This is a genomic window from Nonomuraea terrae (assembly GCF_004348995.1).
GTDB lineage: Bacteria > Actinomycetota > Actinomycetes > Streptosporangiales > Streptosporangiaceae > Nonomuraea > Nonomuraea terrae.
In genome coordinates this window covers 1-15,391 of sequence record NZ_SMKQ01000053.1, presented here as the reverse complement: position 1 = coordinate 15,391, position 15,391 = coordinate 1, and the positions used below count along the sequence as shown (strand labels likewise).

Annotated in this window: 16 protein-coding genes and 1 pseudogene; 11 read left to right on the top strand and 6 right to left on the bottom strand. The window is 71.5% G+C overall.

Going from position 1 to position 15,391, the window contains the following annotated elements; genetic code table 11:
- Positions 1–63 precede the first annotated feature (63 nt).
- On the bottom strand, positions 64–765 hold the full coding sequence (locus E1286_RS19130) for an SDR family oxidoreductase (protein WP_132614363.1): 702 nt from the start codon (positions 763–765) through the stop codon (positions 64–66).
- Between the two features lie 93 nt (positions 766–858).
- Here E1286_RS19130 and E1286_RS19125 point away from each other — a divergent pair, with 93 nt between their 5' ends.
- Complete coding sequence (locus E1286_RS19125; RefSeq protein WP_132614361.1) at positions 859–1,440, top strand: TetR/AcrR family transcriptional regulator; 582 nt, start codon at positions 859–861, stop codon at positions 1,438–1,440.
- A gap of 84 nt (positions 1,441–1,524) precedes the next feature.
- On the opposite strand, the gene E1286_RS51735 is transcribed toward E1286_RS19125, so the two are convergent.
- Entirely contained in the window at positions 1,525–1,755 is a 231-nt protein-coding gene (locus tag E1286_RS51735; protein ID WP_342776225.1) for a hypothetical protein, read from the bottom strand.
- A 306-nt stretch (positions 1,756–2,061) separates the two neighbouring features.
- On the opposite strand from E1286_RS51735, the pseudogene E1286_RS52070 reads away from it, so the two are divergent.
- Positions 2,062–2,163, top strand: a pseudogene (locus E1286_RS52070) (transcriptional regulator); the annotation flags it as partial.
- A gap of 130 nt (positions 2,164–2,293) precedes the next feature.
- On the opposite strand, the gene E1286_RS19115 reads toward E1286_RS52070, so the two are convergent.
- Positions 2,294–3,202, bottom strand: a complete 909-nt coding sequence (locus tag E1286_RS19115; RefSeq protein WP_165969798.1) for an SDR family NAD(P)-dependent oxidoreductase — start codon at positions 3,200–3,202, stop codon at positions 2,294–2,296.
- 218 nt (positions 3,203–3,420) lie between these two features.
- Here E1286_RS19115 and E1286_RS19110 point away from each other — a divergent pair, with 218 nt between their 5' ends.
- A complete protein-coding gene (locus E1286_RS19110; RefSeq protein WP_132614357.1) occupies positions 3,421–3,879 on the top strand; it encodes a histidine kinase dimerization/phospho-acceptor domain-containing protein in 459 nt (152 codons plus the stop codon).
- A gap of 51 nt (positions 3,880–3,930) precedes the next feature.
- On the top strand, positions 3,931–4,776 hold the full coding sequence (locus E1286_RS19105; RefSeq protein ID WP_132614355.1) for a helix-turn-helix domain-containing protein: 846 nt from the start codon (positions 3,931–3,933) through the stop codon (positions 4,774–4,776).
- Positions 4,777–4,788: 12 nt separating this feature from the next.
- Here the strand turns inward: E1286_RS19105 and E1286_RS19100 are convergent, their stop codons facing one another.
- Complete coding sequence (locus tag E1286_RS19100; RefSeq protein WP_132614353.1) at positions 4,789–6,129, bottom strand: FAD-binding oxidoreductase; 1,341 nt, start codon at positions 6,127–6,129, stop codon at positions 4,789–4,791.
- 182 nt (positions 6,130–6,311) lie between these two features.
- Here E1286_RS19100 and E1286_RS19095 point away from each other — a divergent pair, with 182 nt between their 5' ends.
- Positions 6,312–7,238: an RNA polymerase sigma-70 factor gene (locus E1286_RS19095; RefSeq protein ID WP_132614351.1), complete on the top strand. Its 927-nt coding sequence runs from the start codon at positions 6,312–6,314 to the stop codon at positions 7,236–7,238.
- On the opposite strand, the gene E1286_RS19090 is transcribed toward E1286_RS19095, so the two are convergent.
- The gene (locus tag E1286_RS19090; protein WP_132614349.1) at positions 7,165–7,659 is read right to left on the bottom strand and encodes an ATP-binding protein; all 495 of its coding nucleotides are present in this window, start codon (positions 7,657–7,659) and stop codon (positions 7,165–7,167) included. The two genes, E1286_RS19095 and E1286_RS19090, sit on opposite strands and share 74 nt — an antisense overlap.
- A 300-nt stretch (positions 7,660–7,959) precedes the next feature.
- On the opposite strand from E1286_RS19090, the gene E1286_RS19085 reads away from it, so the two are divergent.
- Genes E1286_RS19085 through E1286_RS19075 form a run of 3 tightly spaced genes read left to right on the top strand, consistent with a single transcriptional unit; the run spans position 7,960 to position 12,221 of the window.
- Entirely contained in the window at positions 7,960–9,009 is a 1,050-nt protein-coding gene (locus tag E1286_RS19085; RefSeq protein ID WP_132614347.1) for an NAD(P)-dependent alcohol dehydrogenase, read from the top strand.
- A 9-nt stretch (positions 9,010–9,018) separates the two neighbouring features.
- Entirely contained in the window at positions 9,019–10,848 is a 1,830-nt protein-coding gene (locus E1286_RS19080) for a glycoside hydrolase family 15 protein (protein ID WP_132614345.1), read from the top strand.
- A complete protein-coding gene (locus E1286_RS19075) occupies positions 10,845–12,221 on the top strand; it encodes a glucose-6-phosphate dehydrogenase (RefSeq protein ID WP_132614343.1) in 1,377 nt (458 codons plus the stop codon). Before E1286_RS19080 ends, E1286_RS19075 begins: the two co-directional genes overlap by 4 nt.
- Before the next feature lie 9 nt (positions 12,222–12,230).
- Here E1286_RS19075 and E1286_RS19070 read toward each other — a convergent pair whose 3' ends face one another.
- Positions 12,231–12,713, bottom strand: coding sequence for a cation:proton antiporter regulatory subunit (locus tag E1286_RS19070; RefSeq protein ID WP_132614341.1), 483 nt, complete (start codon positions 12,711–12,713; stop codon positions 12,231–12,233).
- A 304-nt stretch (positions 12,714–13,017) separates the two neighbouring features.
- Here E1286_RS19070 and E1286_RS19065 point away from each other — a divergent pair, with 304 nt between their 5' ends.
- The 3 genes from E1286_RS19065 to E1286_RS19055 form a co-directional block, all read left to right on the top strand.
- Positions 13,018–13,494, top strand: coding sequence for a universal stress protein (locus E1286_RS19065; protein WP_165969797.1), 477 nt, complete (start codon positions 13,018–13,020; stop codon positions 13,492–13,494).
- Between the two features lie 175 nt (positions 13,495–13,669).
- On the top strand, positions 13,670–14,506 hold the full coding sequence (locus tag E1286_RS19060; RefSeq protein ID WP_132614337.1) for a universal stress protein: 837 nt from the start codon (positions 13,670–13,672) through the stop codon (positions 14,504–14,506).
- A 119-nt stretch (positions 14,507–14,625) separates the two neighbouring features.
- Positions 14,626–15,391, top strand: a 766-nt coding sequence (locus tag E1286_RS19055; protein ID WP_223190114.1) for an IS4 family transposase, incomplete at its 3' end; no start/stop codon positions are given.

Genomic DNA, 15,391 nt, shown 5'->3' with positions numbered 1-15,391 from the left:
CCTGAGGTCAGTCTCGCACGGGCCGGCGCCGGTTGAGCGTTCCCCCGCCCTGCGTCCTCGGCCCTACTCTGCCAGTCGCGGGTACAGGGCCTCCAGATCCGCGGACAACGCGGCCTTCACGTGCCGTGAGACGTCGTCGGCCAGCACCTCATGGGCTCCCTGCTCGATGCCGTCGAGCGCGAGCGCGGCGACCTCGCGGGCGTCCGCCTTGGGCGCGTCGACGCCCACGGCCATGTCCGTGTCGACGTAGCCGACGTGCAGCCCGGTGACGGCGATGCCGCGCGGGCGCAGCTGCAGGCGCAGTGCGTTGGTCTGCGACCACAGGGCGGCCTTGGAGGCGCTGTAGGAGGTGCCGTCGGTGAACCAGGAGAGGGCGGAATGCATGGTGAGGATGTGGCCGCCGCCGTTGCGCTCGATGATCGGCACGAAGGCGCGCGTGGCGAGCAGGGGCCCGTAAAAGTTGATCTCGAACTCCTGGCGCACGTCGTCGAGCGAGGGGCCGAGGTACTCGCCGCGGATCGCCGCGCCCGCGTTGTTGATCAGGATGGTCACGTCCTGCGCCTGGGCGGCCGCCGCGGCCACGGAGGCGGCGTCGGTGGCCTCCAACGCCACGGGGACGGCGTCGGGGTGCGTCACCGCGCGCGGGTCGCGGGCGGTCGCGTAGACCTTCGCGGCGCCGCGCTCGTAGAGCTGCTCCACCAGGGCTTTCCCGATGCCGCGGCTGCCGCCGCTGACGAACGCCACCGAGCCTTTGATGCTGGTCATGAGACACCTTCCCACTCCGGAAACCGATCGGTTTCCAGCTCACTGTAAACCGATCGGTTTCCAGATGGCAAGCGGAGCGGTTAGCCTTGGCACATGACGGATACGACGCAGGCGGCTCCAGCCTCGACCCGTGATCGCCTGCTCGACACCGCGGCAGAGCTCTTCTACCGAGACGGCATAGGCGTGGGCGTCGAGGTGCTGTGCCGCGCGGCAGGGGTGTCCAAACGCTCGATGTACCAGCTGTTCGGCAGCAAGGACGAGGTGGTCGCGGCGAGCCTGGAGCGCAGGCTGCCCGCCTCGGAGGCGTTCCTGCTGCCGCCCGCCGACGACGACCGCCCGCCGCGGGCGCGGATCCTGCACGTGTTCGAACGCCTGGAGGTGATGACGGCGGAAGCGGACTTCCGGGGGTGCCCCTTCGTGGCGGCGGCCGTGGAGGTCAAGTCGCCCGAGCACCCGGCGAGCCTGGTCGCCCGCCGGGCCAAGAACGCGCTGACCGCGTTCTTCCAGGGGGAGGCCGAACGCGGCGGGGCCAGGGACGCCGCCCTGCTGGCCCGCCAGCTGACCGTGGTGTTCGACGGTTGCGGCGCGCGCGCCGTCGTGCAGGCGCAGCCGCTCGACGGACTCGCCGTCGTGACGGCCGCCGCCCTGCTCGACGGCGCGGGCATGCGTTCCTGACCCGTTCCCGTGCTCAGCGGCGGCGGCCCGCAGGGCAGGGCTCACCCAGCCGTGATCGCCGACGTGACAGCGGGATGGCGCTGGTCAGGGCATGAGGAGGACCTTGAGCGCGTCGCGCCGGTCCATGGCGCGATAGGCACCGGGAATCTCGCCGAGATCTACGGTGGCGTCGAAGACCTTGCCCGGCTGCACGCTCCCGTCCAGCACGCTCCCGTCCAGCACGCCCGGCAGCAGTTCCTCGATGTGGGCCCGCACGGGGGCGGGGCCGCCGGTCAGGGTGATGTTCCGCCCCCTGGCCGCGTTCGGCGACCACATCCGTGGCGCCGAACTCCCGCCCCACGTCGGTGCGGGCCTTGTGGCGGCCCATCGGGACGATCTGCTCGGCGCCGAGCCGCTTGGCCGACAGCACGGCCAGCAGGCCCACCGCGCCGTCGCCGATCACCACGACGGTGTCGCCCGGGCCCACCTGGGCGCGGGTGGCCGCGTGGTGCCCCGTCCCGTACACGTCCGACAGGGTCAGCAGGCCCGGCAGCAGCGCGGAGTCCTCGGCCACGGGCGCCTTGACGAGCGTCCCGTCGGCCAGGGGCACGCGGACCGCCCCGGCGGTGGGCCGCTCACAGAATCCTTTTCCACCGCGCCGGCGCCAAACGACTCCATCACCCCGAGGTCGGCGATCTCGAGGTGAACTTCGAAGCCGTGGCCCTGACCTCCGACCCGGGCCTCACCCTCGTCGTCTACACCGCCGCCCCCGGCACGACGAGCGCCGACTCCCTCCGCCTCCTGTCCGCCTGGGCCGCCAACCCAGGACCACGACCACTCCACCAGCGGCTGACCCCCACGCCGCACGTCCGCGTCATTCCCGCTCTGCTTCGAGCGCGTAGTCCCACAGACGGTCGGCGGCGACCGGGTCGACGGACCAGGCCGCGACGCCGCCGGTCGCGTCGGGGCCGCCCGGCACCACGTCGGCCTCCTGGTTGTCCGGGCGGAAGAACCGGCCGGTCACGCCGTCCAGCAGCGGGGACGCCGCGAGCATCACCGAGGTGGAGGCGCCCTGCTCCGGGGTCTTGAAACGGTCCGGGGTCAGCAGGTTTCCCTCGTCGTCCATCGCGCCCATCGCGCGCATGGTGGCATCGTCGAGGTGCCGCTGCAGGTTGGTGTGGATGCTGCCGGGGTCGAGCGCGTTCGCGGTGACGCCGTCGGCGGCCCAACGCCGGGCGATGCCGACCGCGAGCAGCACGTCGGCCGTCTTCGACTGCGCGTACGCCACCCAGCGGTCGTACGGGCGGCGCTCGAAGTGCGGGTCGTCGAAGTCGAACGGCGAGCGCAGCTGAGCGCCCGAGCTCACCATGACCACCCGCGCGTCGCCGGCCTGGCGAAGGTTGTCGCGCAGGCCGGCGATCAGCGCGAAATGCCCGAGGAAGTTCGTCGCCAGCTGCAGCTCCCAGCCGTTGGCGGCGACCTCGCGGGTGGGCAGCGCCATGATCCCGGCGTTCGCGACGATCGCGTGCACCGGCCCGGTCCACCCGGCCACGAACGCGCGCACCGAGCGGAGGTCGCTCAGGTCCATGGCCCGCTGGCCGGCGGCGGGGTTGCGGGTCGCCACGGTCACCTCCGCCCCCGCGTCCCGCAGAGCGCGGGCGGTCTCCAGGCCGATCCCGGAGGCGCCGCCGGTGACGATGATCCGGCGTCCGGTGAGGTCGACGCCGGCGAGGATCTCGGCGGCCGTCGTCTTGGCATCGAAAGGCGTGCTGATACGTGTCACGACAGTCACGGTAACCACTGCGGGCTGGACGTGGAATGGCTTTGAGTCCGACATACTTGCGCCGTCGTCCAGAAAGCCGAGACGTACGGAACGCTCGGAAGGTGGTACTGGCCGGACCTAGTCACCGGAAGGCCAGCTGCGGCCGCTCGCGCGCATGACTTCCGGCGTTTCACCTCATGGGACGCCCGGAAGCCCAGTGACCGGAAAAGGGGATCGACGTGAGCGCCATCAGCACCTCCGAGCCGCGACCGTGCACATACCTGCTGGACGCCATGGCAGGCGAGCTCGAACTGATCAACCACGGCGACACCGGCCGCCGGATGACGGAGGCGACGGATGCCGCGGCGACCCGGCTGGTCCGCGCGATCAACGCCGCGCTCGCCCGGAGCGAGGAGGCCGAGAAACGCACCCGGTGCCTGCTGGAGGAGCAATGCCGGCTCGGCGCGGATGCCGCGCACGCGCTGCGTACGCCGGTCGCCGCCCTGCGCGCGGAGCTGGAGGAGGCCGTGCTGAACCCGGGCCACGTCGATCTGGACGAGCTGCTGAGCCGCACCCTCAGTGCCGTGGGACGGCTCCAGGAGGTCATCGAGCAGTTGCAGCTGCTCGCCAGTCCGTCCGTCGCCGTGCTCGAAGCCGGTGGGTACGGCGATCGGCTCAGGCGATTCGCGCCGAGGTGAGCGTCCGGACGCGGCCCATGGCTTCACCTGCGCACATGCGATAATGGCAGCATGAAGCAGCCGGATGAGCTGCGCGAGTTCCTGCGTTCCCGCAGGGCCCGGGTGACGCCGCGGGACGTGGGGTTGCCGTGGCGCGCCAACGGCCGCCGGGTCGCGGGGCTGCGCCGCGAGGAGCTCGCCCTGGCGGCCGGGGTCAGCGTCGACTACTACACGAGGATGGAGCAGGGGCGCGTCGGCAACGTCTCCGACCAGGTGCTGGAGGCGGTGGCCGGTGTCCTGCGGCTCACCTCCGAGGAGCTGCGTCATCTGCGCGAGCTCGTCAACGGCCGCCGTGACACGCCGGCGCATGAGCCGGGCCCCGCACCGATCCGGCCGCGGGCCGCGCTGCGGGACATGCTCGCGATGCTCGACCCCGTGCCGGCGCTGTTGATGACCGAGGTCCTGGACATCGTGGCGATCAACCGGATGGGCGCCGTCCTCATGGCCGACTTCGGCGCCATGCCCCTGGCCGAACGCAACGAGATCCGCTGGTTGTTCCTCGATCCGCAGGCCCGCGACGTCTTCGCCGACTGGGAGGACATCGCGATCGAGACCACGGCCTGGCTCAGAGGCGCGCTGGGCAGGGCCGGCAGCAGCCCCCGACCGCGTCAGCTGGTCGACGAGCTGACCGCCCGGTCCGCCGACTTCGTCCGCTTCTGGGCCGAGCACCGCGTGACGTACTGCACGTACGGGGTCAAGCGTCTCCGCCATCCGGCGGTGGGCACGATGGCGCTCAACTGGGAGTCGTTCGCACCCACCGCCGACCCCGACCTGTTCCTCGTGCTGTACACCGCTCCGACCGGCTCCCCGTCGGAGGAGAAACTCGCGGCGCTGGCGGCATCGGCCCTGACGCGATGAGGGCGGCGGAGCCTACCGAGGCCGGACGTTGTGGTTGCCGGCGAACAGGTTGCCAGGGTCGTACTGCTGCTTGACCGCCGCCAGCCGCCGGTAGGTCTCCGTCGGATAGATCGCGGCGACGTCCTCCTCGGTGGCGGAGGCGAGGAAGTTCGCGTACGCGCCGTCGACGTGCGGTGCGAGTCGCCGCCAGATCGCTGCCAGGGCGGGACCCGCGGCCTCGACGACCGGCTCCGGACCCACGATGGTGGTCACGACCATCAACTCCGCCTGGCGATACGCGTAGGCGGTGGCGTCGCCGGGAACCCGGGACACCGCGCCGCCGACGCTGCGCACGGAGATGGCCGGCGGCCGCCTCGAGGTCCCGACCTCGGCGAGGACCCGGAGGGCCTCGGACACCGACTCCTTCTCGACGAACGCGCCTCGGGTGACGAGCCGGATGCCGGGCGGCGGGATCATGCCGTCGACCAGGGTGTCCGCATAGGGCGTCAGCGCGACATCGTCGTCGATCACTGTGCCGAGCCGCCGGATCGGGTCGATCGCCTTGGCCGCGAGCCCCGGGTCGTCGCCGTCGAAGGAGACGCAGATCTCGACCGGCGCTTCGGCGCCGCCGGCGAACGGATTGGCCACGTTCGCGATGGAGGTGAGCTCTTCGGGGGCGGTGCGGAGGTGGTCCGCCCACCCCTGGAGCACGGTGGCCGCCTCCGCCGCCGGGAAGGTGATCCTGCCGTAGAAGACGTCCGTCGTCGGGTGCGCCGCGAACTCGAAGGCGGTCACGATCCCGAAGTTGCCGCCGCCGCCGCGGATCGCCCAGAACAGCTCCGGGTTCTCCGCCGCGCTCGCCCGCACGACCTCTGCGCCGGCCGTGACCAGCTCGGCGGCGACCACGGTGTCCAGGGCCAGGCCGTACTTCCTGACCTTCCAGCCGATGCCGCCGGTCAACGTCAGCCCGCCGACGCCGACGCTCTTGGTGTCGCCCGAGGAGATCGCCAGGCCGTGCGGGGCCAGGGCGGCCGCGACCTGACCCCAGGTGGCGCCGCCGCCGATCCGCACAAGGTGACGTTCCCCGTCGACGATCTCCACGTTCGCGAGTCCGCCGAGGTCGATCACGATGCCGCCGTTGTTGGTGCCGAAGCCGGGAAAGGCGTGGCCGCCGCCGCGTACGGACAGCGGCAGCCCCGCGCCGGCGGCGAACCTGACGCCGGCTTGCACGTCCCCGACGCTCTTGGGCCGCAGGACGTAGGCCGGGCTGCCGGAAGCCAGCACCGAGCGGCTGGCCGACTCGTACTCCGCTCCGCCCGGTTCGATGATGTCGCCGCCGAAGTCACGGCGAAGGGTTTCAAGCGCTGAACTCATGACGTTCCTTTGTCGTGTGCCGCAGTGAACGACCACAAGATGCCGACGGCCCGTTCCTTGTGACAGCGTGCCTGTGTGACATACGCCACAGGTAGGCGGCTCCACCGGCGCACGGCTGTCACAAAACGGCGGGGCCCGGGGTCTGATGGGTGACACAGTCGGAAAGTGAAGAGGAGCCACCCATGGCCGGCACGTCGACCGCGCCCGAAGATCGCGGCGGGGACATGAGCCAGGACGACCGCCCGGACGCTGCGACCAAGGCGTTCCTCGCCCATCGCAACCTGCTCTTCACCGTCGCCTACGAGCTGCTCGGCTCGGCCGCCGACGCCGAGGACGTCCTGCAGGAGACGTGGCTGCGGTGGGCGGGGGTCGACCTCGATGCCGTACGGGATCCGCGTGCCTACCTGGTCCGGATCACCACCCGCCAGGCGCTGAGCCGGCTGCGCACCCTCGGCCGGCGCAAGGAGTCCTACGTCGGCCCCTGGCTGCCCGAGCCGCTGCTCACCACGCCCGACGTGGCGGAGGACGTCGAGCTGGCCGAGAGCGTCTCGATGGCGATGCTGCTGGTGCTGGAGACGCTGCAGCCGACCGAGCGGGCGGTGTTCGTGCTGCGCGAGGTGTTCGACCTGGACTACGACGAGATCGCGGAAGCCGTCGGCAAGAACCCGGCCGCGGTCCGCCAGATCGCCCACCGGGCACGGGCGCACGTCGCCGCGCGCCGGCCGCGCGGGGCCGTTTCCCAGACCGAGTCCCGCGACGCGCTCAAGGCGTTCCAGCGGGCGGTCGAAACGGGCGATCTGCAACGCCTGCTCGACGTGCTCGCGCCGGATGTCGTCCTCCTGACCGACGGTGGCGGAATCAAGCGGGCCGCGCTGGAGCCCGTCATGGGAGCCGACCGGGTGGTCGAGTGGCTCGGCAGGATCTCCCCCACGGTGTCGATGGAGCCGGCACAGGCCAACGGGCACCCGGCGCTGATCGTCCGGCTCGACGGCGAGATCGAGACCGTCATCGCGGTGCGCGTCGACGACGGCGTCATCACCGGGCTCTACGCCGTGCGCAATCCTGAGAAGCTGTCGCACATGAAGCGGGAGACCGCCCTGCGCCGGTGAGTCCGTCCCAGCCGGTGGCCATCTCGAACCACACCGTCTTGCGGCCGCACTCCGGGCTCCGGTCGACGTCCCACCGGTCGGTCAGATCGTCGACCATTCTGAGCCCGCGGCCGCACGCGGCCATGGAGCCGCCCGGGAGCGGCGCCAGCGTGGTGAGCGGGCCGTGGTCGGTGATCTCGCCCCGCAGGCCGCCCGGCGTCCGCCCGAGGCTGAAGGTGACGGGCGGCAGGGCGTGGCTGAGGGCGTTGGTGACGAGCTCGCTGACGACGAGCGTGGCGTCGTCGATCGTCGGCGGCATCACGTGCCACTCGGCCAGTGTGGTGCGGGTGAGCCTCCGTGCCAGGGCGACGGACCGGGGTTCGGACGGAAGGACCCAGCACTGGTCGAGCTGGCTGGGTGTGCATGCCGGGTGCGCGGACATTTCGGTCTCCGAGGATGGTCGGGTACTCACCGAAGTGCAACGCGGGAAGGAGGCCGGATCCAGGGCTGCACCTGGCCCGTTCGTGACTAGGTCTGGCCAGGGCCACCCTCGGAGGCCTCAAGGACATTCAGAGCATTTCGGGCATTGTCCCTAAAGTTCCTTCCCTTTGATGGCATCGACCCGTGCCAGAGGCCAAACACTTGGGCGGCAGGTGCTCTGGAGCGAGGAATGTGGCGTAAGGCGCCGAGCCTGGGAGGGTATCCGGCTGTATCGGAGACAGCGGCGTGCTACGGGGGCGACATGAAAGCGTTCGTGATGAAGGAGATCGGCCACGTCGGTTTCGTGGACAAGCCGCTCCCGCGACCGGGTCCCCTCGACGCCGTCGTACGGACCACCAACGCCCTGATCTGCACGTCCGACTCCCACACCGTCAAGGGCGGCATCGGCCCCCGCGAGAACCTGACGCTCGGTCACGAGGCGGTCGGCGTGGTGCACGAGACAGGCGACCAGGTCAGGGGCTTCCAGCCCGGCGACCGGGTGCTCGTGGGCGCCATCACCCCCGACTGGGGCGACCTCGCCTCCCAGAACGGGCACCCGTCGCAGTCGGGCGGGCCGCTCGGCGGGTTCAAGTTCGCCAACATCAAGGACGGCGTCTTCGCCGAGTACTTCCACGTGAACGAGGCCGACGCCAACCTGGCGAAGATCCCCGACGAGGTCCCCGACGAGATGGCGGTCTACTGCGCCGACATGCTCTCGACGGGGTTCATGGGCGCGGAGAAGGGCGACATCCCGATCGGCGGGACGGTCGCCGTCCTCGCGCAGGGCCCGGTGGGCCTCATGGCGACCGCCGGCGCCCGGCTGCGCGGCGCCGGCCGGATCATCGGGATCGAGTCGGTCCCGAGCAGACAGAAGCTCGCCCGCTTCTACGGTGCCGACGAGATCGTCGACTTCACCACCGAGGACGTCGTCGAGCGCGTTCTCGCCCTGACCGACGGTCAGGGCGTGGACACCGCCATCGAGGCCCTGGGCGCCGACGCGACCTTCCAGACCGCCATCAAGATCACCAAACCCGGCGGCACGGTCTCCAACACCGGCTACTACGGGGAGGGCGAATTCGTTCGCATTCCCCGCGTCGAGTGGGGAGTCGGCATGGCCGACAAGACGATCGCGACCGGCCTGTGCCCGGGCGGCCGGCTGCGCATGGAGCGGCTGCTGCGCGTCCTCGCGGGCAAGCGGCTCGACCCCACTCCGATGACGACCCACACCTTCCACTTCGACGAGATGGAGCGCGCCTTCGAGGTGTCGGACAAGAAACTCGAGGACGTCGTGAAGGTGCTGATCAGGTTCTGAGAGGCCGGCATGCTTGAGCTCGACCCGCCGTTCCGTCCGGTCCGCCGGCTCGACGGCTACCTGCCGCTGGAGGATCTCGGCATCATCGGCGACGGCGCGACGGCGGCGCTGGTCGGCCTGGACGGTTCGATCCCGTGGCTGTGCCTGCCCCGCTTCGACAGCGAGCCCGTGCTGTGCGGCCTGCTCGACCACGCCAGCGGCGGGCACTTCACCCTGACCGTCGAGGACCTGAGGGAGGCCAGGCAGCGCTACGAGCCCGACACCGCGGTGCTGGTCACCGAACTGCGCGGCGCGACCGGCGTGGTCAGGATCACCGACGCGCTGGTCCTGCGGGCGGGCGCCGACCTGACCGACGACTCGGGCGGCGGCCGGTCGGAGCTCGTCCGTTCCGCCGTCGTCCTGAACGGCTCCGTACGGCTGCGGGCGGAGCTGGAGCCGCGCGGCGGCGGGCAGTCCCGCGTCCTCGGCAGCGGCCTGGAAGTACGCGCCTTCCGTCATCCCGACCTGCGCCTGCACCTGCGCTCCAACCGTCCGCTGACCGGGCTGCGCACCGAGCACGACCTGGACGAGGGAGACCGGCTCGACCTGGTGCTCTCATGGGGTCGCATCCACCGCCATCACAGGTTCGACCCCGAGGCGATGCTGCGGGACACCGCCGACGCCTGGCGCCGCTGGATGCGCTCCTGCACGTACACCGGCCCGCACGAAGCGCTGGTCCGGCGCTCGGTGATCACGCTGAAGCTGCTGGACGACTGGGTCAACGGCTCCGTGGTCGCGGCCCCCACCTCCTCGCTGCCCGCCCCGATCGGAGGTGTCCGCAACTGGGACTACCGCTACACCTGGATCAGGGACGCCGCCTTCGCCGTGTTCGCTCTGCGCCGGGTCGGCTTCGACGAAGAGGCCGACGCCTTCCTCGGCTGGGTCCTCGACGCCTTCGAACAGAGCGGTCTCCCGCGCATCATGTACACCCTCCGCGGCAACCCCGTACCCGAGGAGGTCCAGGACGGGGAGCTGGAAGGCTACCGGCGCTCCGCTCCGGTGCGCTGGGGCAACGGGGCGGCCGACCAGCGCCAGCACGACGTCTACGGCGAGGTGCTCGACTGCGCCGACCAGTGGCTGCTCCCCGGCCGCGAGCTGCAGCCCACGCTGTGGCACGACCTGACGGAGCTCGCCGAGGCGGCCGCGCACACGTGGCGGCAGCCGGATCAGGGCATCTGGGAGATCCGCGGCGAAGGCCGGGTCTTCACCTACTCGGCCGGGATGTGCCAGGTGGCCCTGGACCGGGCCGCGGCGATCGGTGAGCGGCTCGGGCTGTCCGGGCCGGTCGCGACGTGGCGCGCCACCGCCGAGACGTTGCGCGGGCTCATCCTCGACCAGTCCTGGGACGAGAAGGCGCAGTGCCTGAGCGAGCACCTCGACGGCGGCGGCAGTCTCGACGCCAGCCTGCTCGCGCTGCCGCTGCGGAAGGTCATCCCGGCCGACCATCCGCGGATGGCGGCCACCACCGCGGCCATCGCCGAACGCCTGTCCGCCGGTGACGGCCTGCTCTACCGGTACCTGCACGACCGCTCGCCCGACGGCCTGCCCGGGGACGAGGGCGCCTTCCTGCTGTGCAGCTTCTGGCTGGTCGACAACCTGATCCTGCAAGGCCACCTCGAACGGGCCGAGGAACTGTACGCCTCGCTGTGCGCCCGCGCGAGCCCGCTCGGCCTCCTGCCGGAGCAGATCGAGCCGTCGACGGGCACGTTCATGGGCAATTTCCCGCAGGCGTTCAGCCACATCGGGATCATCGCGAGCGCCGTCAACCTCGCACGAGCGAAGGCGGGTATCACGACATGATCAACAGACTCGTGGTCTTCGGCGCCACGGGCGACCTCAACGCCCGCTACCTCCTGCCGGCACTGGCCGCCCTGCGAGCGGGCGGACACCTCGACGACCGGTTCGAGCTGACGTGCGCCGACAGGGGGGAGCGCAGCGGCGAGCAGTTCCGGGGCTGGGCGGCCGCGCAGCTGGAACGGCACTGCCCGGCCGAGCCGGCCGACGTCAGGAAGGCGATCGCGGACTCCGTCCGTTATCGGCAGGCGGACGCCACCGATGCCGCCGACGTCGCGTCGCTCGTCGCGGGCGACGGGCCCGTCGCCGTCTACCTCGCCCTCCCACCGGCGATCTTCCCCAGAACGGTCACCGCCCTGCACCAGGCGGGCCTGCCGCCGGGTAGCCGGCTCGTGCTGGAGAAGCCGTTCGGCGAAGACCTGGACAGCGCGGTGGAACTGAACCGGCTGCTGTCCGGCGTGCTGCCGGAGCAGGCGGTGTTCCGCGTCGACCACTTCCTGGCCATGACGACCGTCCAGAACGTGCTCGGCAGCCGGCTGGCCAACCGCGTGCTGGAGCCCATCTGGAACAGCGCGCACATCGCCGAGGTGGAGATCGTCTGGAACGAGACGCTCGCCCTGGAGGGCAGGGCGGGCTACTACGACGGCGTCGGCGCGCTCAAGGACATGGTGCAGAACCACCTGCTCCAGGTCCTGTGCCTGGTCGCCATGGAACCGCCGCTCAGCCTCGGCGAACGCGATCTGCGCGACCGGAAGATCGACGTGCTGCGCTCCGTGCGGCCCCTCACGGACGACGACGTCGTACGCCGTACCCGCCGGGCCCGGTATCTGGCCGGCCGGATCGGCGGGCGCGAGGTCCCCTCCTACGTCGAGGAGGACGGCGTGGACCCCCGGCGCCGGACCGAGACGTTCGCGGAGGTGGAGCTGGAACTCGAAAGCTGGCGTTGGTCCGGCACGACCTTCCGGCTCCGCAGCGGCAAGGCGCTCGCGGACGATCGCAAAGAGGTCGCCGTACGCTTCCGGCCCGTGCCCCACCTGCCGTTCGAGCAGAACGGGGAGGCCACGCCCAACGTGCTGCGCTTCGGACTCGAACCCGAGAGCATGACCTTGGCCCTGACCGGCACCGGCTCCGGCGCGCGCACCCTCGCACCGCTCACGCTCACCGCGCGGATGGAGCCGCCCGACCTCCCGCCATACGGCCGGCTTCTCCTGGACGTGCTCCACGGGAACGCCGCGCTGTCCATCAGGGGCGACGAGGCCGAAGAGGCGTGGCGCGTGCTCGCCCCGGTCCTCTCGGCCTGGGCCGGAGACGTCGTTCCGCTGCAGGAATACCCCGCGGGCTCCGACGGGCCCGCTTGTCCCGGCCGCTCAGGGACGTAGCGGCTGTCGTCACCCTCTGGCCAGGATGTCGGCCGCCGCGCTGATGCCTTCCGTGCTGCCCATGACGACCACCAGATCGCCGGGGGCGAAGACGAAGTCCGGGGCCGGGCTGATGAAGAGCGAGCCCGCGCGTGCCACCGCGACGACGGAGGCACCGGTACGGGTCCGCACCCGCGCTTCCCCGATGGATCGGCCGGCGTACGGTGAGCCGTCCCCGATCGTGAGCTTCACGCTGACCGGTTCCTCGGCCGTGCCACAAGGGTCGCCGAGCCCTCGGTCCTCGCACGGGGTGCCGAGCAACCGCCCGACCGCGTTCGCCTCGTCGCCGTCCAGCTCGACGGTCTCACGGGCGAGGTCGGCATCGTCCGGGTCATAGATCACCAGATCTCGGCGGCCGTCGCGGTGGCAGACCACGCCCAGCCGTTGTCCGGACCGCGTGGTGAAGTCGTGCCGCGTTCCGATCCGGGGCAAAGCCGTTCGTCGGATCTCCATGGTGCCAACCCCCGTTCGCGGGATACGTACCCACCGCCGACGACGTCATCTGGCACAGATGGCCGGGTGCGGCGTTCAGGCCGTTCCGGAGGGGCGACGGAAGGTCCAGTAGCGGCGGAGAGGTTTCGCGGGCACACCCTGCCCGGTCGGTCGGTCGCCCCGCCGCGCGAAGCCGAGGCCTCGTGGACGTGGAGCCCGCCAAGTGATGAGCCGCCTCCGCCTCCGGGTACGGCACGGACCAAAGGCCGGTAATGATGGAACAACGTCCATGTATGACCGGATTGTGCCGTTCGATGATGGTGATATGAGAGCACACCAGATCGTGGTCGGCGCCGACGGCACCGCGGAATCGGAGGCCGCTCTGCTGTGGGCGGCGGCCGAGGCCGCCGAGGCACGGGGGCGGCTCGTCATCGTGCACGCGTGGGGAGGCCACCTCGGCCACAGAGCGCCGTACGCCCCGTACTCGCCGCACGCCGACCTCGCCTTCGAGCAGGAGTGCGCGGCCGCCGCGCTGGATCGCGCGGCCGCGTTCGTGCGGGACCGCCACCCCGGCGTCCCCGTCGAGCCCCGGCTCGCCCAAGGCCGGCCGGAGTCCGTCCTCCCGCAACACGCGCAGGGGGCCGACCTGCTGGTGCTCGGCTCCGCGGCGCGGCGGGACGACGGAGGGCTGGGCGCGGTCGTGCGGTCGTGCCTGTCCGGGCCGCCCTGCCCGGTCGTCGTGGTGCCGGCGACGGACCTGTCCGCACCTCGCACTCTCGCGGAGCTGGCCCGGGCCCGGTGACACGAACGCCGCTGCCCGTCCTGGACCGTGCGGGCGGCGGTGGCGGACGTGGCGTGCGGCTGCCCACCGGCTCAGGGGAAGGCAGGGTCCTTCGGCCTGCGCGTGACCGACCTCCGGCCCTGCACCGCGCAGGTGCGTGCGAGATGGGATGGAGACGCGGACGAAGGAGGACGCCATGATCATCGTAGGAGTCGACGGCTCGGTGACCGCAAGGGCCGCGGTGGAGTGGGCGGCCCACGACGCCTTCCGCATGCGGTTGCCGCTGCGGATCGTGCATGCCGTGGACCGCACGCCGTACCAAATCAGCAAATATCCGGATCGGCCCGATGCGCTGCTGATCGAAGGGGCGAGGACCCTGCGTGAGGCGGAGGCGCTCGTCCACGAGCGCCGGCCGACGGTCGAGGTCACGACACGGCAGGTCGAGGGCACGCCCGCCGCGGTGCTGCAGGAGCAGGCGAAGGAGGCCACCGAGCTGGTCATCGGCAGCCGCGGCCTGGGCGGGTTCGCCGGCGCGCTGCTGGGCTCGGTCAGCGCCCACGTCGCCGGACACGCCCGCTGCCCCGTCGTGGTGGTGCCCGGCGGGCACCGTCCGGTGTACGGGGAGGTCGTGGTCGGGGTGGACGACTCGCCGCAGTGCGAGCCGGCGCTGGCCTACGCCTTCGAGCAGGCCGCCCTGCGCGGCGCCACGCTGAGGGCCGTGCACGCCTGGCAGCTTCTGGTGCCCGCCTTCGCCATGGACGCCCCGTACGACGTGGACGAGCTCCGCGCCGCCCAGCACAAGGTGGTCGGCGGCAGGCTGGAGGCCGCCCACGCGCGGTACCCGCAGGTGACAGTGGTCGAGAGCGACGTCTCGGCAACGCCGGTGGACGCCCTCGTCGAGGCGTCGGGGCGGGCGGACCTGCTGGTGGTGGGATCGCACGGGCGTGGCGCGCTGGGCTCGATGCTGCTCGGCTCGGTCAGCCGCGGCTTGCTGCACCACGCGCACTGCCCGGTGGCCGTGGTCCGGACCTAGAGCCAACGCCGTTCAGTTAAGGGGAAAGGGCTGTTCGTCAAGACCGGTGAACAAAGCAGCGGAGCCGCTGTAGAAGAGGTCTGTCACTCCAAGACATCCTCACCACAGGAGCTCCGCTGTTGGAACAGGTTGCCACAGTCAGAACGGTCGGGGTAGCCGCGGGGGTGTTCGCGCCGGGGCATCTGGGCGAACTGACCCGGATCGTCCCGTTCGAGATGGTCGATGAGGTGCTGGCGCAGACTCGTGCGCTGCAGCGCAGGGTCCGGCTGGTGCCGGCGCGGGTCACGGTCTACCTGCTGCTGGCCGCGGCGTTGTTCACCGGGCTGGGCTACCTGCAGGTCTTCGACCGGTTATGCACGGGATTGGCGGGTCTGGCGCCGGTACGGCCCAGCGGCAGCGCTCTTCGCCAAGCCCGCCAGCGACTGGGAGCAGCACCGATGAAGGCGCTGTTCGACCTGATCAGCGGCCCTGCGGTGACGACTGCCGGCGCTGGATGGTGGCGGGGACTGCGGGTGGTCGCCGTCGATGGCACCCTGCTGCCGGTCCCGGACTGTCCGGCCAACCTTACGGTCTTCACCCGCCAGCGGCTCGGTAACGGGATCTCGGGATACCCGCAACTACGGCTGGCCGCACTGGTGGCCTGCGGCACCCGGTCGGTCATGGCAGCCGTGTTCGGCCCCGCCACGACCGGTGAGCTGGACTACGCCCGCCGCCTGGCCGCGCATCTACAAACCGGGATGCTCCTGCTGGCCGACCGGAACTTCGCCGCCACCGACCTGCTCAACCAGCTGGCCGCCACCGGCGCCGACCTGCTGGTGCGCTGCAAGTCCGGCCGGAACCTGCCCGCCGTGGCCCGCTGCCGGGACGGCTCCACCCTGGCCCGGC